Origin of the sequence: Streptomyces sp. NPDC096132 (genome assembly GCF_044763345.1) — a bacterium.
Taxonomy (GTDB): domain Bacteria; phylum Actinomycetota; class Actinomycetes; order Streptomycetales; family Streptomycetaceae; genus Streptomyces.
Genome location: NZ_JBIWGA010000001.1, coordinates 414879 through 436134 on the forward strand (window position 1 = coordinate 414879; position 21256 = coordinate 436134).

The window sequence follows — 21256 nt, forward strand, 5'->3', positions numbered from 1 at the left end:
CGTCAGCTCTTGCGCAGGTACACGGGAGCGGGCGGCTTCGACGGTCCCGCGTCACGGCCCAGTGTCGCCGACAACCACCTGTCGTACGAGTCCTGCCAGCCGTTCGCGCGGTACTCCACGAGGATCTGGTTGACCCGGCGGACCAGGTCGTCCGCGTCCTTGTTCATCGCCACGCCGTAGTACTCGGTCGTGAACGGCTCGCCCTTGAGCCTGACCGTGGGGTCCTGCGCGGCCTGGCTCGCGGCGAGCGCGCCGTCGGTGACCACCGCGTCGACCTCGCCGAGCTGCAGCCGTACCAGGCAGTCGAGTTGGTTGGGGACGACGGTGTCGAGGTTGACGCTCGCGGGGATGCGGCCCGAGTCCCGGTCGTCGTTCAGTTGCTCGTTGGCCGTCGAACTGGCCGCCGTGCAGACCTTCTTGTCGGCGAGGGTGTCGTCGTAGCCCTTGATCGTCGAGGACGCGGGGGCGAGGACCTGCTGGCCGGTCTTGAAGTAGGGCGCGGAGAACGCGACCTGCTTGATGCGGTCGCAGTTGATCGTCATCGTGCGGACGACCATGTCGACCCAGCCTTTCTGGAGGGCCGGGATGCGCTGGTTGGTCGGGATGGCCTTGAACTGGACCGCGTCCGGGTCGCCGAGGATGTCCTGGGCGATCCTGTGCACCAGGTCGATGTCGAAGCCCTCCAGCTGCGCGCCCGAGTTGTTCGGGTCGCGGTAGCCCCAGCGGTAGCTGTTCTGGTCGACGCCGACGATCAGCTTGCGCTTCTCGCCCTGCCGGGCCTTGATCTTGGCGATCGTCGTGCCGTCCGCGCCGGAGGGCGACAGGGTCTGCTTCTCCGGGTCCGTGCACGAGGCGTCGGCCGCCGCGGTCCCCTCGGCGATCCGCGGACCGCCCAGGCCCGTCGAGCCGTCGCCCCGGGAGCCGGTGGTCAGCGGCAGCAGCAGCACGCAGGCCAGCGCGAGGGCGCAGAGGACCGCCATAGCCCCTACTCCACCCCAGCCCTTCAGACCGTCCCGCACACGTCGTGCACGCATCGTCACGCCCCCTCTCACCGGTACTCCGACAGCCTGCGGCCGATGCCGAGGACCGCGCCCGCCGCGCCCAGCACCGCGAGGACGGCCGCGCCGGCCGACAGACCGGTCATCGCGTCCAGACCGTCCCCGGCCGCCTGCTGGAACTCCTTCTGCTCGTGCTGGAGCGCGTTGTCCAGGTTCTTGTCGACGCCGTCGAAGCACTGGGCGGTGGCACCCTTGGCGCCGATCACCAGGGCGAGCGCCTGCTCGTAGTTGCCGTTGTTGTCCTGGTCGCGGGCCGCGGAGTGGCGCTCCTTCCACTCGGCCATGTTGCCCTCCGCCGAGGAGACCGGCTTCTCGCCCGCCTGGTCGTCGGCGAGCTTCGCCGCCTGCGCGAGCCCCTTGCCGAGGGCGCCCATGTCGGTGGTGAACTCATCGTCGTACTTGTCGACCGTGACCTCTTCGCCGTCGACGGTGACCTTCTTCGTCTCGGCGCCGCGGGCCACCAGCGTGAGGTTCTCGTTGCCCCGCGCCTTCAGGGACGCGATCCGGGCGTCGTGCAGCACGTTCAGCGAACGTACGCCGTGGTCGTAGGAGTCGTTCAGCCCCGCGCGGGCCACGCTGTGGCCGATGACGAGCCACAGCAGCACGACCGTGGCGGTCGCCGTCGCCGCGACCAGCCCGTGGTTCAGGACCCGGTTCGTACGGCGGTAGTTGCGGTGCTGCGCCCAGGCCAGACCGGCCAGCGCGAGGACGCCGAGCGCGATCGCCGCCCACGGGTAGGGGGTGGCGTCGGCGTAGTCGTCCTCGAGGCGCTGGTTCTCCTTGGTGTAGAGCTTCTCCGCCTCCGGGAGCATCTCGTCCTGCATCTTCTGGTTGGCGTACCGCAGATAGGCGCCGCCGACCGGGAAGCCCTGACGGTTGTACGTCCGCGCGCGCTCGACCAGGCCCTTGTACTCCGGGAGCAGGGTGTTCAGCTTGGTGATGGCCTTGGCGGACGGGGAGCCCGGGTCGGAGCTGTTGGCGGCCTTCACCAGCTCGGCGGCCGCGTTGTCGATGTCCTTCTCGTAGCGTTCCCGGGACTCGGCCGTCTCCTGACCGCCCGCCAGGAAGCCACTGGACGCCGCGGTGTTGGCGTCCGCGAGGGAGCGGTAGATGTCGGCCGCGGCCGCGCTCAGCGGCTGGCTCTGGTGCAGCACGTCGTCGGCGGCCGCCTCGCGGTCGGCCGTCTGCCAGGCGGTGACGGCGCCGAACGCGACCACGAGGAGGGCGAGGAGGGCGCCGATGACACGGAGCCGGCCCGGCTCCGTGGTCGCGGCGGCGCGGGCCCTGTCGACGCCCTCGGCGAATGCCGTCCGGCGGGTGGGCGGCGTTGGCGGTGGTGCGGTGCTGGTTGCCTGGTCTGCCACGTTTCTGACCTCCCCCATGGTCATGCCTCGCCGCAAGTATCGCTGGCGGGAGTGACATTGCACACCGGACTTCACTGGATCTTGATCAGATCGCAGTCACCCCTGCTCATGAATACGCGGGGAGTGTGTGTTCGGTTCCTTCGTGGGGGCTTGTCGTTGTTCTCGGGGTGCGGGTGCGTCGTGGCTGGTCGCGCAGTTCCCCGCGCCCCTTCAGGTCGGCACGCTCACCTGTCGAAAAAGGCTCGCGTTCTCTCCTGTGCTTTCGCCTTTGCTTCCAGCCTGTCCAGGCCCAACAGCGCCGCGCCCAGTACGGGGCGGGCCCGTACCACCTGTGCCACCGCCTTCGGTGCCCTTGCCGCCAGGCGTTCGCGTACTCCGTCGTCGAGTTGGTCGTGGCCGGCCGTCAGGACGCCTCCGCCCAGGAGGACCGGGGTCTCCTCCTCCAGCAGGTCCAGGCGGGTCAGGGCCACCGTCGCCATCGTCACGACCTCCTCCGCCAGGCGGTCGACGATGGCGCGGGCCGGCTTGTCGCCCTGTGCCGCGGTCGCGAAGAGGACCGGGGTCAGTTCGTGGCGGCGGGCGTCCGGGATGTGTTCCAGGTGGAGGGCCTCGATGAGGGCGTACATGTCGGGCAGGCCGAAGTGGGCGGGCAGGGTGCGGGCCAGGGCCGTGTCGCCGCCCCTGCCGTCCTCCGCGCGGGCCGCGTGCCAGATCGCCTCCTCGGCCAGGCCCCAGCCGCCGCCCCAGTCGCCGGAGAGGCGGCCCAGGGCCGGGAAGCGGGCGGTGCGGCCGTCGGGGTGCATGCCGACGCAGTTGATGCCGGCGCCGCAGACGACGGCCACGCCCCGCGGGTCGGGCACGCCGGCGCGGAGGATGGCGAAGGTGTCGTTGCGGACCTCCACGGTCGTGCCCCACGCGCGCGCGTGCAGGGCGGCCGCCAGCTGCTCCTCCTCCACCGGCAGGTCGGCGTTGGCCAGGCAGGCGGAGACATGGGCCACCGAGGTGACGCCGGCGGACGTGTACGCGCGCGTGACGGTCTCGGCGAGGGCGTCCACGGCCGCCGTGACGCCCACCGCGGGCGGGCGGAAGCCGCCCCCGCGGGCGGTGGCGAGCACCTCCCCGTCGGCCGCCACCACCGCCACGTCGGTCTTGCTGTTGCCCGCGTCGATGGCGAGGACACTTGCGGTCAGGCCCACGCGAGGTGCTCCCGGTTGTGTGCGATCAGTCGGTCGGTCAGTTGCTCGGCGTACTCGTACTGGGCGATCAGCGGGTGGGCGAGGAGGGCCTTGAAGACGCGGTCGCGGCCGCCGTGCAGGGCCGCCTGCAGGGCCAGGTCCTCGTACGTCGTCACGTTCGCCATCAGGCCCGCGTAGAGGGGGTCCACGGCGGCCACCGGGAGCGGGGACGGGCCCTTCCGGCCCACCGCCGCCTGTACTTCGATCACCGCGTCGTCGGGGAGGAAGGGGAGCGTGCCGTGGTTGAGCGTGTTCACCACCTGGTACGGGCTTCCGGAGCCCGTGAGCAGCGCGGCCGCCAGGTCCACAGCGGCCTCGGAGTAGTAGGCGCCGCCCCGCCTGGCCAGCAGCTCCGGCTTCTCGTCGAGCGCCGGGTCGCCGTACATCTCCAGCAACTGTCGTTCCATCGCCGCGACTTCGGCCGCCCTCGACGGCTTCGTACGCAGCTCTCGTACGACCTCGTCGTGGGCGTAGTAGTAGCGCAGGTAGTACGACGGGACCACGCCGAGGCGGTCCAGGAGGGTGCGGGGCAGGTGCAGGTCGGCGGCGATCCGCTCGCCGTGGTCGGCCAGGAGCCCCGGCAGAACGTCCTCGCCCTCCGGGCCGTTCAGGCGTACGCCGGTCTCCCAGGTGAGGTGGTTGAGGCCGACGTGGTCGAGGTGGACGTCGGCGGGGGTGACGTCGAGCAGTGCCGCGAACTTGCGCTGCAGGCCGATCGCCACGTTGCACAGGCCGACCGCCTTGTGGCCCTCCCGCAGCAGGGCGCGGGTGACGATGCCGACCGGGTTGGTGAAGTCGACGATCCAGGCCTGCGGATTCGTACGGCGGACCCGTTCGGCGATGTCCAGGACCACCGGGACCGTGCGCAGAGCCTTGGCCAGGCCGCCGGCGCCGGTGGTCTCCTGGCCGACGCAGCCGCACTCCAGGGGCCAGGTCTCGTCCTGCTCGCGGGCCGCCTGGCCGCCGACGCGGAGCTGGAGCAGCACCGCGTCGGCGCCATCGACGGCCTTGTCCAGGTCGGAGGTGGTGACGATCCGGCCGGGGTGGCCCTGGCGGGCGAAGATGCGCCGCGCCAGTCCGCCGACCAGTTCCAGGCGTTCGGCGGCCGGGTCGACCAGGACCAGCTCCTCCAGCGGGAGGGTGTCCCGCAGCCGGGCGAAGCCGTCGATGAGTTCGGGGGTGTAGGTCGAGCCGCCGCCGACCACGGTGAGTTTCATAGCGAGTTCAACCCTTTACTCCGGTCAGGGTGACGCCCTCGACGAACGCCTTCTGTGCGAAGAAGAACACGAGGATCACCGGGGCCATGACCAGCACGGTGGCCGCCATGGTGAGGTTCCAGTCGGTGTGGTGCATGCCCTTGAACGACTCCAGGCCGTACGACAGGGTCCAGGCGCCGGGGTTCTCGGACGCGTAGATCTGCGGGCCGAAGTAGTCGTTCCAGGCGTTGAAGAACTGGAAGAGGGCGACGGCGGCGATGCCGGGTTTGGCCATCGGCAGGATGATCTTCAGCAGAGTGCGCAGATCGCCGCAGCCGTCCACCTTCGCCGCGTCCACGTACTCGTTGGGGATGGTCATCAGGAACTGGCGCAGCAGGAAGATCGAGAACGCGTCGCCGAACGCCAGCGGGATGATCACCGGCCACAGGGTGCCCGACAGGTCCAGCTGCTTCGCCCAGAACAGGTACATCGGGATGACGACCACCTGCGGGGGCAGCATCATCATCGAGATCACCAGCATGAGCGCGAGATTGCGGCCCCGGAAGCGGAACTTGGCCAGCGCGTACGCCACGGGGATCGAGGAGACGACGGTGAGGACCGTTCCCAGTCCCGCGTAGAGCAGGGTGTTCTTCCACCAGGTGAGGAAGCCGGGCGTGTCGAGGACCTTGCGGTAGTTGGCCCATTCCCAGGTGTGCGGGATCAGGTCCCGGCTGAGCGCCTGCGAGTCGCTCATCAGCGAGGTCAGGAACACGAACACGAAGGGGAGCGTGAAGAAGAGCGCGGCCGCGACACCGAGGGAGTGGACCGCGATCCACTCCAGCAGCGCCTTGCGGCGGGCCGTGCGCGCGGCGGGCGAGGCCGGCGCCTTCAGCTCCACGGGGCGGTCCAGCACTTGGGTCATGTCAGTCACCTGCCTGGATGAGACCGCCCCGGCGCCGCATCAGAAGCGCGGTGAACGCCATCGACAGGGCGAACAGGACCAGGGCCACGACACACGCCGAGCCGTAGTCGAAGCGCTGGAAGCCGAGGTTGTAGACGAGCTGGGGGAGGGTGAGTGTCGAGTGCTCGGGGTAGCCGGGCTGGAACATGGTGCCCGCGCCCTGGATCACGCCCGAGGCGACCTTTCCGGCGACCAGGGGCTGGGTGTAGCACTGCATCGCCGCGATCACGCCGGTGACGACGGCGAACATGATGATCGGCGAGATGTTGGGAAGGGTGACGAACCGGAACCGCTGCCAGGCGGACGCGCCGTCCAGCTCGGCCGCCTCGTACTGCTCCTTCGGTACGTCGAGCAGCGCGGCCATGAAGATGACCATCAGGTCGCCGACGCCCCACAGGAACATCAGCGTGAGGGCCGGCTTGGACCAGTCCGGGTCGTTGAACCAGCCCGGCGCCGGGATGCCGATCTTCGCCAGGATCGAGTTGACCGGGCCCGTGCCGGGGTTGAGGAGGAAGGCGAAGGCCATCGTCGCGGCCACCGGCGGGGCCAGGTAGGGCAGGTAGAAGAGGGTGCGGAAGATCCCCGTACCCGTCTTGATCTTCGTGATCAGCATGCCGATCCCGAGCCCGAACAGGACCCTCAGGGTCACCATGATCACGACCAGCCAGAGGGTGTTGCGCAGGGCCGGCCAGAAGAAGGGGTAGGACTCGAAGACGTATGTCCAGTTCTTCGTCCCGCTCCACGTCGGCGGCTTGAAGCCGTCGTAGTGCATGAACGAGAAGTAGACCGTCGAGATCATCGGGTACGCGAAGAAGACCGCGAAGCCGATCAGCCAGGGCGACAGGAAGGCGAGGGTGCGAAGCGCCGACCGGCGGCGCTTCGACCTCAACGTGACGGCGCTCATCGCTACTTCGCCTGCGCGATGTCCGTGTCGATCTGCGCGGCCGCCTTCTTCAGACCGGACTGCAGGTCGGTGACCTTGCCGCTCTCGTAGTCGTAGCCGAGCTCCTGGACGGTCGTGAGGTAGACGCCGCCGTTGATCGAGGACGGCGCGGTCGTCGAGTTCGGGTTCGCGGCGATGTCGAGGAAGGTCTTGAAGCGCGGGTCGTACTTCAGCTTCGGCGACTTCAGGGCGGCCAGCGTCGAGGGCACGTTGTGGATGGCGTTGGAGAAGCCCACCACCGCGTCGGTGTCGGTGGAGATGTACTTGACGAACTCCCAGGCCGCGTTCTGCTTCTTGCTGGTGGCGGCGATGCCGGCGATGGTGCCGGTGATGTAGCCCTTGCCGTACTGGTCGGCCTGGTCGTCGGGGACGGGCAGGGGGGCGACGCCGATCTCGAAGTCGGGCTTGGTGTCCAGGGCCATCCCGAGGCGCCACTCACCGTCCAGCTGCATGGCCACCTGGCCGGTCTGGAAGGGGTGCTTGGGGCCCCACTCGTCGCCGAGGCCGGAGCGGTACTTCTCCAGCTTCTTGAAGCCGCCGAGTTCGTCGACGAGCTTCTTCTGCAGCGTCATGGCGTCGGCGACGGCCGGGTCGGTGGCGACCGTCGACTTGCCGGACTTGTTGAAGTAGGTCGGCGAGAACTGGCCCATGTAGTGCTCGGTCGTCGTCTCCCAGCCGTGGTAGTTCGGCATGAAGCCGAGCTGCTTGTACGAGTCGCCCTGGGTGATCGTCAGCTTCTTGGCGTCGGCCTCGAACTCGGACCAGGTCTTCGGCGGGCTGGTGATGCCGGCCTTCTCGAACGCGGTCTTGTTGTAGTAGAGGCCGTAGGCGTCGCCCAGCAGCGGAACCGCGCAGCGGTTCAGGTCGTACTGGGTGTACTCGTTCATCGCCTTCGGGAAGGTGGTGTCCGGGTCGATGTCCGACTTCTTGAAGAACGGGTTGAGGTCGACCAGGGCGCCGGAGGAGCAGAACTTGCCGACGCTGTTGGTGGTGAAGGACGAGATCACGTCGGGCGCCTTGCTGCCGCCCGCCCGCAGCGCCTGGTTGATCTTGTCGTCGGTCATGTTGCCGACGACGTTCACATGGATGTTGGGGTGCGCCTTCTCGAAGCCGGCGACCAGCGCCTTCACGGCCTTGACCTCGTTCGGCGCGCTCCAGGCGTGCCAGAAGGTGATGGTCTGCTCCTTGGACGCGTCGTCGCTCGCGCCGGAGGACGACGCCTGGCCGGTACAGGCGGTGGTGGTCAGGAGCAGGGCCGTCGAGGCGGTCAGGGCAAAAGCCGCCTTTCGGGCGACTCCGGGTATGCGTGTGGACATGGCGGGGCCTCCTGGGGACAGGGCAGGGTGAGGTGAGGAGTGCTGCGGGGTGAGGTGAAGGGTGCTGCGGGGTGAGGTGAAGGGGTGCGTCTAGCGCGAGGTGTCGAAGACCTCGTCGCGGGTGGCCGCCAGCGCGCTCTCCAGCGCGCCGCGCAGCACGGGCCGTTCGGTGACGTCGCCCAGGACCAGCTTCGGCCGGGACGCGGCCAGCTCCTCCAGTTCGGCCTGGACGAGGCTGCGCAGCACCTCGCCGCCGGCGGTCAGGGAGGCGCCGCTGAGGACGACGAGTTCGGGGTCGAGGACGGAGACGAGCGAGGCGAGACCGGTCGCGAGCCGGGTCGCGTAGGTCTGGAGCAGCAGCTGGTGCAGGACGGTGTCCTCGGCGGCGGCCCGCTCCAGAGTTGCGGCGGCGACCTCGGCGTACGGCCCGTCCGGGATGCCGGTGAGGCCGAGTTCCCGGGCCAGCCGGGGGATGGCCTGGGAGCCGGCCAGCTCCTGGTAGCCGCCACTGTTGGCCTTCGTCACCTGCCGGACGAGGGGTGCGCCCGGCACAGGAAGGAAACCCACCTCTCCCGCGCCGCCGGTCCAGCCGCGGTGCAGCCGGCCGCCGAGGACCAGGGCGGCGCCGAGACCGCCCTCGTTCCAGAGCAGGACGAAGTCGTCGTGTCCCCGTGCCGCGCCGAGCCGTTGTTCGGCGACGGCGACGAGGTTGACGTCGTTCTCGTACTCGACCGGCATCGGCAGGGCTGCGGCGAGTTCGTCGAGCAGCGCGGGCGAGTGCCAGCCGGGGAGGTGGGAGGCGTAGCGCAGTCGGCCCGTGGTGGGGTCGAAGGCGCCGGGGGTGGCGACGACGAGCCGGCGCACGTCGTCCCGGGTGAGGCCCGCGGTCTTCACCGCGCCGTCGAGGGCCTCGGTGACCTGTCGTACGACGGCCCCGGCGGTCTTCCTGGCGGGGGTGGGCACTTCGTAGGTGCCCACGGTCCGGCCGGTGACGTCGGCGACGGCGGCGAGGACGCGCTCGGGGGTGACGTCCAGGCCGGCGGCGTAGGCGGCGGCCGGGTTGACCTCGTACAGCTGGGCGTTGGGGCCGGGTCGTCCCTCGGTAGTGCCGGTGGCGAGGACCAGGCCCGCCGCCTCCAGCCGGGCCAGCAGCTGGGAGGCGGTCGGCTTGGACAGGCCGGTGAGCTTGCCGATGCGGGTGCGCGACAGCGGGCCGTGCGCCAGGAGGAGGTCGAGCGCGGCGCGGTCGTTCATGGCGCGCAGGACGCGCGGGGTGCCCGGCGTACCGGCGGTTCCTGCCATGGGTCGACACCTGCCTCTCTGAACTGCACAGCTTCCCAGTGACTTCGGGAAGGAGTCCACTTCCGGCCACTGTTAGGAAACTTTCCTATCGGCTGGAAGGGAAGGTAAGCCCGTCACGAAGGGGTCGTCAAGGCAAGAAAACGGAAACCGCCCCCGAGGCAACGCAGTCGTTACCTCGGGGGCGGTGGACGCAACAGTGGGGGCCGTCGGGCGGCCCGGCCGGGCTACTTCACGTCGACGTAGTCGCCGGCGGCCGTCTTGGCGGCGGTGGTGGCGGTGCCGGCGAAGGTGAAGCGGTAGTAACCGTCCTTGCTCGCCTTCACGGTGGTGGAGAGCGCGCCACCGGTGCCGGAGGTGATCGTCTTCACGGTCGTGTAGGCACTGGCACCCTTGGCCCTGAACTGGAGGGTGACCTTCTGGCTCGCGTAACCGCTGTACTTGCCGAGTTCCCAGTTCGCGCGGGTCAGCCTGCCCTTGACGGTGAGCGTCCTGCCCTTGACGACGGGCTCGGGCGTGGCGTTGACGGTCAGCTTGGCGGCGCGCTTGATCTTCGCGGTCGCCGCGTTGGCCCACATGTCGTAGCCGAACTCGAAGCTGATGTGGCCGTCGGAGTCGTCGAGGTCCGTCGCGCCGTGGCCGTAGAAGCCCGCGCTCTTCCAGGTGCCGGCGTCCGCCGCCTCGTACAGGTTGTCCCACGGGTCGATGACCAGGGTCTCGGTGCACGACTCGATCACCCGGGTGTCGCTGGTGGCCGTCGTGGTGCAGACCGGCGCGGCGTCCGGCTCGATCGAGTTGTCCTGCTCGGCCAGGGAGCCGCGGTAGAGCAGGACGCCCGCGAAGTTGTTCTTGTAGTCGATCGTCAGGTCCGCCGGACGCGACAGCGTGTACGTCACCGGCACCTTCACCTTGGCGGTGGTGCCCACCACGATCGCCTTGCCGCCGTTGACCTTCACGTTGGTGAACGCCAGGTCCACCGAGTCCGCCGAGGCGGAGGGCGCGGTCAGAACCCCCAGGGCCAGGGCACCGGACAGGGCGGTGCCTATGGCGAGTTTTCTCATGTATCCCCACATTCGAGCGGGCCCCTGGGCGTTGCGCTCCAGAACAAGGGCCCGATATCAGAGTGACGATATGGGGTGGTGTGACGCGGGGGAAGGGTGGGACACCTGTGAAGATCATGGGGATCGGGGCCGGCCGTTCACAGGTTTCCGCGTGTGCCCGCCGTACGCACCGTGTGCCCGCCACACGCACGAGGAGGCGGCCCCCGGAGCCCGGGTGCCGCCTCCCGCGTACCGCCTACTTCGGGGTGGGTGCCGCCGCCACGGCCCGCTGCGGAGCGATCGGGGACGCCGCCGCCGACTGCGGGGAGTCCGCGTTGGAGAAGACCGACGGGGCCGCGACCGCCGCCGCGGGGTCGGCCGCGTCCTCCTCCGCCGGGGCGGTCGCGCCGCCGACGATGCGGATGTCCGCCGCGTCGAACGCCCGCTTGATGCGCCAGCGCAGCTCGCGCTCCACCGTCAGGGCCTTGCCCGGCATCGTCTTGGCCGAGACGCGGACCACCATCGAGTCCAGCAGCACGCTGTCCAGGCCCAGGACCTCGATCGGGCTCCACAGGAGCTCGTTCCAGGGCTCTTCCTTGCTCATCTTCTCGGCGACCTCGTCCAGGGTGGCCTTGACCCGGTCCAGGTCCTCCGTCGCCTTCACGGTGACGTCGACACCGGCCGTCGCCCAGCCCTGGGAGAGGTTGCCGATCCGCTTGACCTCGCCGTTGCGGACGTACCAGATCTCGCCGTTGTCGCCGCGCAGCTTGGTCACCCGCAGGCCGACCTCGATGACCTCGCCGGTGGCGACGCCCGCGTCGATCTGGTCGCCGACGCCGTACTGGTCCTCCAGGATCATGAAGACGCCGGAGAGGAAGTCCGTGACCAGGTTGCGCGCGCCGAAACCGATCGCCACACCGGCGACACCGGCGGAGGCCAGCAGCGGGGCGAGGTTGATCTCGAAGGCGGAGAGGGCCATCAGGGCCGCCGTGCCCAGGATCAGGAAGCTCGCCATCGAGCTGAGCACCGAGCCGATCGCCTGCGAGCGCTGCCGGCGTCGCTCGGCGTTGACCAGCAGACCGCCCAGCGTGGAGCCCTCGGGCGACTCGACCGTGCGGTTCATCCGCTCGATCAGCTTGGAGATCGCCCGCAGCACGAACTTTCTCAGCACCGCCGCGATCACCAGGATCAGCAGGACCCTCAGGCCGATCGCGAGCCACGTCGACCAGTTCTGCTCGACCCAGCTGGCCGCGTTCGTGGCGCTCTCCTGGGCGTCCTGGAGCGACGGGACGGTCACGGTCGGCGACCCCGAGGGAGTCGGCGACGGCGAGGAGTCGGCGGCCAGTAGGACGGCGGGCAAGGACACGACAGGTACCTCCAGGTGCAGCGGTCCGCCTCCGGTGCGATGGTCAAGGTCGTCAAGGTCACGAAAGGGTCACCGGACGGGCAGAACCACCACACTAACGGGGCATTGTGTGTGGGTCCGTCCGATGCGGCAAGGAGAGACGGTGCTCACCCGCGCTTGAACAGGCCATGATCCGGGGGATGTATCGGGGTGTGGTCGAAAACACTCCCAGCCCGTTACCGGGACATGGTGGCGCGTCCACCAGGCCAGAGGAGAGACTGACTGCAGATCGTCCCGGCGCGAGCCACGCGCCGCCGACGCCCAAGGAGGCATCCGTGCCGCATGTCCTGGTCCTCAACGCGTCGTACGAGCCGCTCGGCGTCGTACCGCTTCGCCGCGCGCTCGTCCTCGTCCTGGAGAACAAGGCCGTCTCCCTGGAAGAGTCAGGCGCCTTCATGCACAGCGCAACCGTCACAGTCCCCGCACCCAGCGTGGTCCGGCTCAAGCGATTCGTCCGGGTTCCCTATCGGGGGCCCGTTCCTCTGACCCGTCGTGCGCTCTTCGCGCGGGACGGGGGCCGGTGCATGTACTGCGGTGGCGTCGCAACCAGCGTCGACCACGTCATCCCGCGCAGCCGCGGGGGCAAGCACGTGTGGGACAACGTCGTGGCGTCCTGCCGTCGCTGCAATCACGTCAAGGCCGACCGGCACCTCGTCGAGATCGGCTGGCGGCTGCGTCACAAACCCGCTCCCCCCTCCGGCCTCGCCTGGCGCATCATCGGCACGGGCCATAGGGATCCGCGCTGGCTGCCCTACTTGCAGCCGTACGGCGCGGACGACGCCTTGGCCCGGATCGACGGCATCTCCGCCTGACGATCCGGGCTTCTTCATGCCCCGTGGCACCGGCGCCCGGCCGGGCCGGCCACGGGGCCCTTCGGGGCGCACGGCCCCACCGGCTCAGCCCCGGATCCCCTCGGAGCGCGCTCCTCGTGCGGCGTACAGGGCCGTGCCCAGGACGAACGCGCCCGTCGCCATCACCCACGCCGCGCTCACGTGCCCCGGCTGCGTCGGCCAGGCCCACACCGTGACCGCGCGTCCGTGTGCTCCGTCCGACGCGAGGTACACCGCGCTGACGTAACCGCACGCGGGCAGCCAGCTCAGCCGGGCGCCGAGCAGACAGGCCGAGGCCGCGGTGAGGCCCGTACAGCCCAGCACGTTGCGTAGGACGGCCGGTGCGTCCCCGAGCACCGCGAGCGGCAGCACCGCCGCCGCCACCGCCGTGAGGCCGAGCAACTGGGCCAGTCGGCGCGGCCACCAGGGGCGCACGGCGGTGCGGTCCAGTTCGTCCGAGGCGGAGTACAGGCTCGTACCGATCACCGCCGCGGCCACCGGCGGGACCAGGGTCACCACCGGCAGCAGCCGGTCCGGATCCGGGCCGGAGCCCGTCCGGGCCGCCGCCCACAGGGCGAGGACGGCGGTCCCGGCGAGCAGGACGAGCGTGCCGGGGACCGCCCGGGACCGGGCGTACAGACGGACTCCGCTCAGGGCACGCGCATCACGCGGCAGCACATCGCTCACAGGGCCGGCACCTTCCCCGGGTCGCAGTCACCGGCCGTCGCGAAGTACGCCGACAGCCATTCCCGGCGGGCGTCGGCCTCCATCGAGGCCAGCCGCTCCCGGGCCGCCTGCCGCTTCGCCAGCCCGCTGCGGCGCTCCTCGTCCCCCGTCGCGTCCAGCCTGTCGAAGGTCCCCTCGGCAGGGCTCGGCGCGAGATAGTGCTCCACGGCGTCGTCCGCCAGGCCCAGGCGTGGGTCACGCGTGTCGCAGTCCGCCCGGTCCTGCAGCATCGCCACCGCCTCCCACGCGTACTGCTCCGGATCGGTCAGCCGCCCCCGCACCACCGACCAGCCGATCGGCGTGAGCATCGGCAGCTGCACCTCCCCGGCACGCGGCTCACCGGGACGGTCCTCGAACCGGACCGGTAGATTCCGTACCCCTTCCAGCCGGTCGGTGACCCCCGACAGGGCGGCCGTGACCTGCGGCAGCAGCGCGCCGTAGCGGGCGTTGACGCACACCTGCGGGGTGGTCGACGTGTCGCACACCTGCCGGCTCTCGGCCGGATTCGCCCGCCACAGCGCGCCGCCCGTCTGCACCAGCAGCCCGCCCGCCGCGAGGGCCGCCACCAGCGGCAGCAGGGCCGTCCACCGGCGCCGCGCCGCGTACGCCAGCACGGCGGCCGTCGCGAGACCCGCGACCCACACCGCCATCGCGGCCTGCTGCCGTCCGACCGGGACGTCCCAGTAGCTCACCGGGAAGGCCGGGTTCACGAAACGGCCCGCACCGTCGTCCGACGCCACCGACAGCCCGAGCACCGCGTACCCGGCCGGCGCCAGCAGCGGCGCCACCGGCCGCCAGGGCACCAGCCGCCCCACCACCTGCCCGGACACCGAGGCCGCCGCGACGGCCACCACGTCCACCGGCAGCAGATCGAGATACGGCCGGTCGCCCCGGGCGTACGGCCAGGTCGCCAGCAGTGCGCCCGCCGCCGCGAGCGCGTACCCCGCCACCAGCCACAGCGCGAGCGGCAGCGCCGACGCCAGGAACCGGGCCAGCGGCCCCCGTACGGCCGTCCCCCACAACTCCTCCGTACCGCGCCGGCGCTCCCGCCCGCCCAGCCAGCAGCCCGCGGCGGCCGCCAGCGGGAGCAGCACCAGCAGCAGATCGTGCAGCTCGGAACGGGTCTCCACCCAGCCGCCCTGCCAGCGGTCCGCCGTCGCGCCCAGCACCACACCCAGCATCAGCAGCACCGCGACCCCGGCGAGGGGCGCGAAGCCGCGGGTGGCCTCCGCGCGCAGGGGGTGCGCGGGCCCCTGCCGCCCGGCCTTTCGCTCCGCCACGAGGGTCATCGCGTCGCCTCCCGCGGGGTGCGGTCGGCGCGGTGGGCGCGCAGCGCCGCTGTGTAGCCGCGCTCGATCGGGTTGTCGCCCACGCCGTCCTTCCCCTCGCCCAGCCCGGTCAGGGACACGGGAGTGCCCCGGTAGGCGACCCGGGCCGCGTCCAGGAGCGTGACCTCCGTGCAGGCGGCCGCCACGTCCTCCACCAGATGGGTGGAGACGATCACGGTCGCGGTGGAGCCCAGCTCGCGCAGCAGCGCACGGAACTCCACCCGCTGTTCCGGGTCGAGGCCCGCCGTCGGCTCGTCGAGCAGCAGGACGTCCGGGTCGTTGACGATGGCCTGCGCGATGCCGACCCGGCGGATCATGCCCCCGGACAGCGTCTTCACCTTCGCGTCGATCCGGTCCCCGAGGCCGACCCGCTCGACGGCCCGCTCCACGGCGGCCGGGGTCCCGGCCACGGGCATCTCCTTCAGCCACGCCACGTACGCGACGAACTCGCGCACGGTGAAGCCCGGGTAGTAGCCGAACTCCTGCGGCAGATAGCCGAGCCGGGCGCGGACCGTACCGCGCCGCCGCGCTTCGCCGACGTCCTCGCCGAGGATCTCCACCCGGCCGGCGTCCGGGCGCGCGACCGTGGCCAGCACCCGGATCAGGGAGGTCTTCCCGGCGCCGTTGGGGCCGAGCAGGCCGTGCACGCCGAGGCCGAGGTCGAGATCCACGGTGTCCAGGGCGACGGTTCTGCGGTGGCGGACGCGCAGTCCGCTCACCCGTATGGTGCTCACGTTCGCTTCTCCAGGTCTTCCAGAGAGGGGCTGCCGGGTCCGGTTCCTCACCGGGCCGGCAGGTGGTCGTAGGCGGAACGGCGGGCGGCCAGCAGTGCCGCGCTCAGCACGGCGGCGGCCGCCCAGCCGCCCTGGGCGAGGGGGCCGTCCAGACAGCGGTCGAGCTGCTCCGCGAGCCCGGCGAGCGCGGGGCCGCGGGTGGTGGCCAGCGCCGGGACGAGGACGGCGCACAGCCAGCCCCCGCCGGTCACCGCCGTGGCGGCACGGCAGCCGACGAACCCCGCGAGGGCCAGCGAGGCCAGGGTCAGCGCGAGGCCCGGCAGCAGCCAGGCGGCCGCGCCCGGGGCGCCGGAGGCGGGCAGCAGCAGACCGGTGACGGTGAGCAGCGGCAGGCTGACAGCGAGGACGGCGGCCGTCCGCGTCAGCACCAGCCGCAGCCCGCCGGAGCGGGTGGCCGCCGCGATCTCGTGCAGGGGATCGGCGTACTGCCCGTAGGACAGGGCGACCCCGGCGACGGGGACGACCGGCGCGAGGGCGAGGAGCAGCGGCCGGGCACCCTCGACGTCCGCCCCGTACGCGAGGCCGAGCGCACCCAGGGCGACGAGCAGCACGGCGGGCAGCCACGCCCCGCGCACGGCGGGCCCGGCGGCCCACAGGGCACGGGCGAGGAAGGAGGACCAGAGACGGGCACGGGGGGCGGGCGGCGCGGGCTGCCGTACCCCCTCCGGGACGGTCTCGCGTGTGTCCCGCACGTCCTTGAGTACGGCCTCCCGTACCTCCGCGAGGGCCACTCCGGGCGCCGGCAGCCGCCGTACGGCCCCCGAGACCCGCACCGCGCACTCCCCGCACCGTTCCAGATGGCTCTCCAGGGACCAGGCGTCGGCCTCCGGGAGGGTGCCGTCGGCGTAGCGGGCGGCGAGGTCGTCGGACGCGTGCCACTGATCGTTTCTCATCCGACCGGTGCTCATGCCAGGCCTCCCGGGGCCGGTGCGGGGCTCCACTCGGGGCTCCACTCGGGGCTCAACTGGGCGAGGGCCGTCCGGAGTTCCGCGCGGGCGCGCATCGCGCGGGTCTTGACCGTGCCCTCGGGTATGCCGAGCAGCCGGGCCGCCTCCCGGGTGGTGAGCCCGTCGACGACGGTCGCGCGCAGCACCTCCCGCAGCTCGGGCGAGATCCGGTCCAGGGCGGTGCCGACGTCGCCGTACTCCAGCCCGGCCAGCACGCGCTCCTCGGCGGAGGGCGCCTCGGCGGAGGCGGGGACGGAGACGGCGGCGCTGTCGAGGGGCGCGGTCTCGATCCTCCCGGCCCGCTCCTGCACCCGCCGCGCGTCGACGAGCCGCCGGGCGGCGATGGTCCACAGCCAACCGCCCGCCTCCCCGCCCCGGTGCCCGGACGCCGACCGCCACACGGTCACGAAGGTGTCCTGCACCACCTCCCGCGCCACCTCGGCATCGGCGCACCGCCGGAGCAGCCGGGCGTACAACCACCCCGCGTGCCGGTCGTACAGCGTGCCCAGGGCCCCCGCGTCCCCGTCGGCCACGGCCCGCAGCAGCGCCGCGTCCGTGTCGCTCTCCCCGTGGCCCCTCATGGGGCGGAACAGTCTCACACCCCGTCTATCGACCGGCCGCGCGCCGGCGGTTCACGCGGCCGGGCCGACGGCTCGCGCAGGCGTGCGGCAGCGTGGTACGAGGTGAGGACGTCTGTCCTCGCGTCCGCTGGGTAGGCCTGCGATAACCGGACCGCACCCCACAAGGAGGCCACCGTGATCGCACCGGCCCACTCCAAACGCCCGGCGGAACCCTCCGCCGCCCCCTTCGACGAGCCCGACCTGCGCGCTTTCAGCGCCGAAGGCGCCTGCACCGAGGCCCCACTGACCAGCGAGCCTCCCCTGCCCGACGCCGAACCCCTCACCAGCGAGCCACCCCTCGCCGCCCCGGACTCCCACTCCACGAGGCCCTGAATGACCGCACCCCTCGGCGAGGAACTCGTCCGGCTTGCCGGCCTGCATGGTGTCGCCACCGCCTATCAGCCCTCGCCGGACCGTACGGTCACGGCCTCGCGCACCGCCGTCGTCCGTGCGCTCGCCGCGCTCGGTGTCGACGCGGCCACCCCGCGGGCCGTCCGGGAGGCGCTCGACGCGCGCGAGCGGGAGCTGGCCGGGCGGTTGCTGCCGCCGACGGTGGTCGGCTGGAGCGGCGGCCCGTGCGCCGCGCTCGCCGGCCTCCCCGAGGGCACCCGGCTGCGCATCGAGACCGAACAGGGCGAGACCCGGGACAGCGCCGAGGACCTGCCGCACGGGGTCCACCGGCTGACGGCCACCGCCCCCGACGGCCGCACCGCCCGCGTCCACCTCGTCGTGGCCCCGCCCCGGCTGCCCACACCGCCGGGACGCTCGTACGGACTCCTCGTCCAGCTGTACTCCCTTCTCTCCCGCCGCTCCTGGGGCATGGGCGACCTCGGTGACCTGCGGGAGCTGGCCGACTGGGCCGGGCGGGTGCTCGGGGCCGGGTTCGTGCAGGTCAACCCGTTGCACGCGGCCGTGCCGGGGGCGCCGACCGATCCGTCGCCGTACCGGCCGTCCTCGCGCCGCTTCCCCGACCCCGTGCATCTGCGCGTCGAGGACGTGCCCGAGTACGCGTACGTCGACGACGACCGGCTGCGCCTCCTGACCGAGCGGGCCGGACGGCTGCGCGAGGCCGTCCTGGAGAAGGGGGAGCTGATCGACCGGGACGCCGTGTGGGAGGCCAAGCGGCAGGCCCTGGAGCTGGTCGCCGCGGTACCGCTCGGGCCCGGGCGGCGCGCCGCCTACTGCGACTTCCTCGCCGCACAGGGGCAGGCCCTGGAGGACCACGCCACCTGGTGCGCCCTCGCCGAGGTGCACGGCGCGGAGTGGAACCGGTGGCCGGAGGGGCTCCGGGATCCCCGCTCGGCCGAGACCGCCCGCGCCCGCGGCGAGCTGATGCACCGCGTCGACCTCCACTCCCGCCTCGCCTGGCTCACCGACACCCAGCTCACCGCCGCCCAGCGCACCGCGCGCGAGGCGGGCATGGGCGTGGGCGTCGTCCACGATCTCGCGGTCGGCGTGCATCCGGGAGGAGCGGACGCCTGGGCACAGCAGGAGTACTTCGCCGCCGGGATGTCCGTCGGCGCCCCGCCGGACGCCTTCAACGCGCGCGGCCAGGACTGGGGACTGCCGCCCTGGCGCCCCGACCGGCTGGCCGCGTCCGGCTACACCCCCTACCGGCGGCTGCTCAGAGGTCTCTTCCGCTACGCCGGCGCCCTGCGCGTCGACCACGTCATGGGGCTGTTCCGGCTCTGGTGGGTGCCGCAGGGAGAGGCGCCGACGGAGGGGACGTACGTCCGTTACGACGGCGAGGCGATGCTCGCCGTCCTGGTGCTGGAGGCGTCCCGGGCCGGTGCCGTGGTGATCGGCGAGGACCTGGGCACCGTGGAGCCGGGGGTGCGTGAGGCGCTGCGGGAGCGCGGGGTGCTCGGGACGTCCGTGCTGTGGTTCGAGCGCGACTGGGACGGCGACGGGCGGCCCCTGCCCCCGGACCGCTGGCGCGCCGACTGCCTCGCCACCGCCACCACCCACGACCTGCCGTCCACGGCCGCCCGCCTCAGCGGCGAACACGTCGAACTGCGCGACCGGCTCGGCCTGCTGACCCGCCCTCTGGAGGAGGAGCGCGCCGAGGCCGCCGCCGACACGGTGGAGTGGCTGGACCTGCTCACCCGGCTCGGTCTGCTGGCGGGCGCGGCCGGGGGCGGCGACCGCGCTTCGGAGGAGGCCGAGGTCCAGGCCGTCCACCGCTTCCTGCTGCGCACCCCCGCCCGCATGATCGGCGTCTGGCTCCCGGACGGCGTCGGCGACCGCCGCCCCCAGAACCTCCCGGGCACCTGGGACCAGTACCCGAACTGGCGGCTGCCGATCGCCGACGGGGAGGGCCGGCCGGTGACCCTGGAGGAGCTGGCGGCGTCGCCGAGACTGCACGCGCTGATCGACGTCCTGCGGGAGGGCCCGGGGGGTGCGCGGGCCCCGGCGGTCCCGGACGGCGCGCGGGTCCCGGAGGTCCCGCAGGGGTAGGCGGCCGGGCGGGGCGTCCTCGTACGGCACCCCGGGCGCGCGGCCCCGCAGGGCGTTCGCTACTTTTGCTCTGTGGACAAGAAGAACGCCCTGCGCGCCGGCGCCCTGGCCGCCGGTACGACGCTGATGATGCTGCTCATGTCGTCCCCCGCGCTCGCGCTGACCCGCGACGACGGCGACGACCCCGGCGACGGCCTGAGCGTCGCCGCGACGCTGGGCCTCTACGTCGTACTCCCGATCGCGCTGTTCGCGCTGATCACCGGCCTGGTGATGGTCCTCGACAAGTCCAAGACCGAGCACCGCGTCCTGAAGCCCAAGGCCAAGGCCAAGGCCTGACGGCAGTTCCACCGAACGACCTCTCGAGGGCGCCGTCCCTGCCCCGCGCACGCTGTGTGCCGCGGGGCGACGGGCGGCGCCCTTTCGTGTCCGGGGCCGGGGATATGACACAGGCTCTGAGGGTGGTTCAGACGGCCGGGGCGCGTGGATGGACCGGCAGGGCCGTCAGGGACAGTGCCGCCGCCAGGACCAATGCCGCCGTCGGCCCCAGGGCGTCGGCCGCGCGGCCACCGGCGAACGCGCCGACGGCTATCGCCGTGTTGAACAGTCCGGCGACCAGCGCGGAAGCGGCCTCCCGGGCGGCCCGGGGCACGGTCGCCGACAGCCAGGCCTGGGCGGACACGGAGACACCGCCGTAGACCAGCCCCCAGAGCAGCAGCAGGACGGTCGACGCGGGCAGCGAGGCCGCGGCGGGGATCAGGAGCGCGACGACCGTGCCCAGCGCCGCCGCGATGACGCGGAACGCGCGGAGCGGATCGCGGGCGGCGAGGACACCCGCGACGAAGGTCCCGACGACGCCGACGAGGCCGTACCCGAGGAGGAGACCGCTCATCCCGCCCGCGCCCAGCCCCGGCACCCGTTCGAGGACCGGCCGGACGTAGGTGTACGCGGCGAAGTGACCGGTGACGAGCAGCGCCACGGAGAGCAGCCCGCGCCGGATCGGCGGGTCGGCGACGAGAAGGCCCAACTCCCGTATGCGGACGGGTCGCTCGGCGGGCAGGGGTGGGAGGGCGAGGGCGAGCGCGCCGGCCACGGCGAGCGCGAGACCGGCCGGCGCGGCGAACGCCCAGCGCCAGCCGGCCACCGCCCCGAGGAAGGTGCCGGCCGGCACGCCGAGCACGGACGCGACGGCGATCCCGCTGAAGACGACCGAGGTGGCCCGCCCGACCGAGGCCGCCGGCACGAGCCGTACGGCGAGCCCGGCCGCGACCGCCCACACCCCGCCGATGCAGACGCCGACCAGGGCACGGGCGGCGAGCAGGACGGTGATGCCGGGGGCGAGCGCGGACAGCAGGTCGGCCGCCGCGAGCAGGAGCAGCAGCGCGCACAGCACCTGCCGCCGGTCGGCCCGCCGCAGCACGACCGGCAGCAGCGGCGCGGTGACGGCGGCGACCAGCCTGGGCAGGGTGAGCGCCAGTCCGGCGGTCCCGGCGGAGACGCGCAGCCCGTCCCTGAGCGAGGTGAGCAGACCGACGGGCAGCATCTCGGTGGTGACGACGGAGAAGGTGGCGCCGGCCAGGGCGAGGACGGCCGCCCAGGAGCCGACGGGGGTGGGGGAGGTGCCGTCCGGGGAGACGGCGGTGGGGGTGGTGGAGGACATGCCTCCACCATTCAGCGCCATGCGGAAGCTTCCCATCCCCGTCCCGCTGGACGGACGGCGCCGCACGCCGCCCCGCCCGT

At 72.4% G+C, this 21256-nt stretch carries 20 protein-coding genes; 4 read left to right on the top strand and 16 right to left on the bottom strand.

Annotated elements, in window-relative coordinates; all coding sequences use genetic code 11:
• Positions 1-2 precede the first annotated feature (2 nt).
• From ACIRF9_RS01855 to ACIRF9_RS01900, 10 genes are all read right to left on the bottom strand, one after another.
• Entirely contained in the window at positions 3-1034 is a 1032-nt protein-coding gene (locus tag ACIRF9_RS01855) for a glutamate ABC transporter substrate-binding protein (RefSeq protein WP_403814757.1), read from the bottom strand.
• Positions 1035-1048: 14 nt separating this feature from the next.
• Entirely contained in the window at positions 1049-2440 is a 1392-nt protein-coding gene (locus tag ACIRF9_RS01860) for a hypothetical protein (protein WP_403814760.1), read from the bottom strand.
• Between the two features lie 206 nt (positions 2441-2646).
• Positions 2647-3618: an N-acetylglucosamine kinase gene (locus ACIRF9_RS01865; RefSeq protein ID WP_403814763.1), complete on the bottom strand. Its 972-nt coding sequence runs from the start codon at positions 3616-3618 to the stop codon at positions 2647-2649.
• Positions 3609-4874, bottom strand: a complete 1266-nt coding sequence (locus ACIRF9_RS01870; RefSeq protein WP_403814765.1) for a 6-phospho-beta-glucosidase — start codon at positions 4872-4874, stop codon at positions 3609-3611. Before ACIRF9_RS01870 ends, ACIRF9_RS01865 begins: the two co-directional genes overlap by 10 nt.
• Before the next feature lie 7 nt (positions 4875-4881).
• Positions 4882-5775, bottom strand: coding sequence for a carbohydrate ABC transporter permease (locus ACIRF9_RS01875; RefSeq protein ID WP_403814768.1), 894 nt, complete (start codon positions 5773-5775; stop codon positions 4882-4884).
• A gap of 1 nt (position 5776) precedes the next feature.
• A complete protein-coding gene (locus ACIRF9_RS01880; RefSeq protein ID WP_403814771.1) occupies positions 5777-6718 on the bottom strand; it encodes a carbohydrate ABC transporter permease in 942 nt (313 codons plus the stop codon).
• Positions 6719-6720: 2 nt separating this feature from the next.
• A complete protein-coding gene (locus tag ACIRF9_RS01885; protein WP_403814774.1) occupies positions 6721-8073 on the bottom strand; it encodes an ABC transporter substrate-binding protein in 1353 nt (450 codons plus the stop codon).
• A gap of 90 nt (positions 8074-8163) precedes the next feature.
• The gene (locus ACIRF9_RS01890) at positions 8164-9375 is read right to left on the bottom strand and encodes an ROK family transcriptional regulator (protein WP_403814776.1); all 1212 of its coding nucleotides are present in this window, start codon (positions 9373-9375) and stop codon (positions 8164-8166) included.
• Positions 9376-9599: 224 nt separating this feature from the next.
• Complete coding sequence (locus ACIRF9_RS01895) at positions 9600-10433, bottom strand: hypothetical protein (RefSeq protein WP_403814779.1); 834 nt, start codon at positions 10431-10433, stop codon at positions 9600-9602.
• A 235-nt stretch (positions 10434-10668) separates the two neighbouring features.
• Positions 10669-11778: a mechanosensitive ion channel family protein gene (locus ACIRF9_RS01900; protein WP_403814781.1), complete on the bottom strand. Its 1110-nt coding sequence runs from the start codon at positions 11776-11778 to the stop codon at positions 10669-10671.
• A gap of 314 nt (positions 11779-12092) precedes the next feature.
• Here ACIRF9_RS01900 and ACIRF9_RS01905 point away from each other — a divergent pair, with 314 nt between their 5' ends.
• Complete coding sequence (locus tag ACIRF9_RS01905) at positions 12093-12629, top strand: HNH endonuclease (protein ID WP_352343479.1); 537 nt, start codon at positions 12093-12095, stop codon at positions 12627-12629.
• An 84-nt stretch (positions 12630-12713) separates the two neighbouring features.
• On the opposite strand, the gene ACIRF9_RS01910 is transcribed toward ACIRF9_RS01905, so the two are convergent.
• Genes ACIRF9_RS01910 through ACIRF9_RS01930 form a run of 5 tightly spaced genes read right to left on the bottom strand, consistent with a single transcriptional unit; the run spans position 12714 to position 17023 of the window.
• Positions 12714-13334 (bottom strand): hypothetical protein, encoded by a 621-nt coding sequence (locus tag ACIRF9_RS01910; protein ID WP_403814784.1) that lies wholly within the window; start codon positions 13332-13334, stop codon positions 12714-12716.
• Positions 13331-14662, bottom strand: coding sequence for a hypothetical protein (locus ACIRF9_RS01915; RefSeq protein WP_403814787.1), 1332 nt, complete (start codon positions 14660-14662; stop codon positions 13331-13333). Before ACIRF9_RS01915 ends, ACIRF9_RS01910 begins: the two co-directional genes overlap by 4 nt.
• Entirely contained in the window at positions 14659-15435 is a 777-nt protein-coding gene (locus ACIRF9_RS01920; RefSeq protein WP_403814790.1) for an ATP-binding cassette domain-containing protein, read from the bottom strand. Before ACIRF9_RS01920 ends, ACIRF9_RS01915 begins: the two co-directional genes overlap by 4 nt.
• A gap of 47 nt (positions 15436-15482) precedes the next feature.
• Positions 15483-16388, bottom strand: coding sequence for a zf-HC2 domain-containing protein (locus ACIRF9_RS01925; RefSeq protein ID WP_403814793.1), 906 nt, complete (start codon positions 16386-16388; stop codon positions 15483-15485).
• Between the two features lie 11 nt (positions 16389-16399).
• Positions 16400-17023 carry an RNA polymerase sigma factor gene (locus tag ACIRF9_RS01930; RefSeq protein WP_403814796.1) on the bottom strand — a complete coding sequence of 208 codons (624 nt, stop codon included), beginning with the start codon at positions 17021-17023 and terminating at the stop codon, positions 16400-16402.
• Positions 17024-17197: 174 nt separating this feature from the next.
• Between ACIRF9_RS01930 and ACIRF9_RS01935 the strand changes: the two genes are divergently transcribed.
• From ACIRF9_RS01935 to ACIRF9_RS01945, 3 genes are all read left to right on the top strand, one after another.
• A complete protein-coding gene (locus tag ACIRF9_RS01935) occupies positions 17198-17395 on the top strand; it encodes a hypothetical protein (protein WP_403814799.1) in 198 nt (65 codons plus the stop codon).
• Entirely contained in the window at positions 17396-19519 is a 2124-nt protein-coding gene (gene malQ, locus ACIRF9_RS01940) for a 4-alpha-glucanotransferase (protein WP_403814801.1), read from the top strand.
• Positions 19520-19591: 72 nt separating this feature from the next.
• The gene (locus tag ACIRF9_RS01945) at positions 19592-19855 is read left to right on the top strand and encodes a hypothetical protein (RefSeq protein ID WP_403814804.1); all 264 of its coding nucleotides are present in this window, start codon (positions 19592-19594) and stop codon (positions 19853-19855) included.
• Between the two features lie 127 nt (positions 19856-19982).
• Here ACIRF9_RS01945 and ACIRF9_RS01950 read toward each other — a convergent pair whose 3' ends face one another.
• Positions 19983-21176, bottom strand: coding sequence for an MFS transporter (locus tag ACIRF9_RS01950; protein ID WP_403814807.1), 1194 nt, complete (start codon positions 21174-21176; stop codon positions 19983-19985).
• Between the last annotated feature and the right edge of the window lie 80 nt (positions 21177-21256).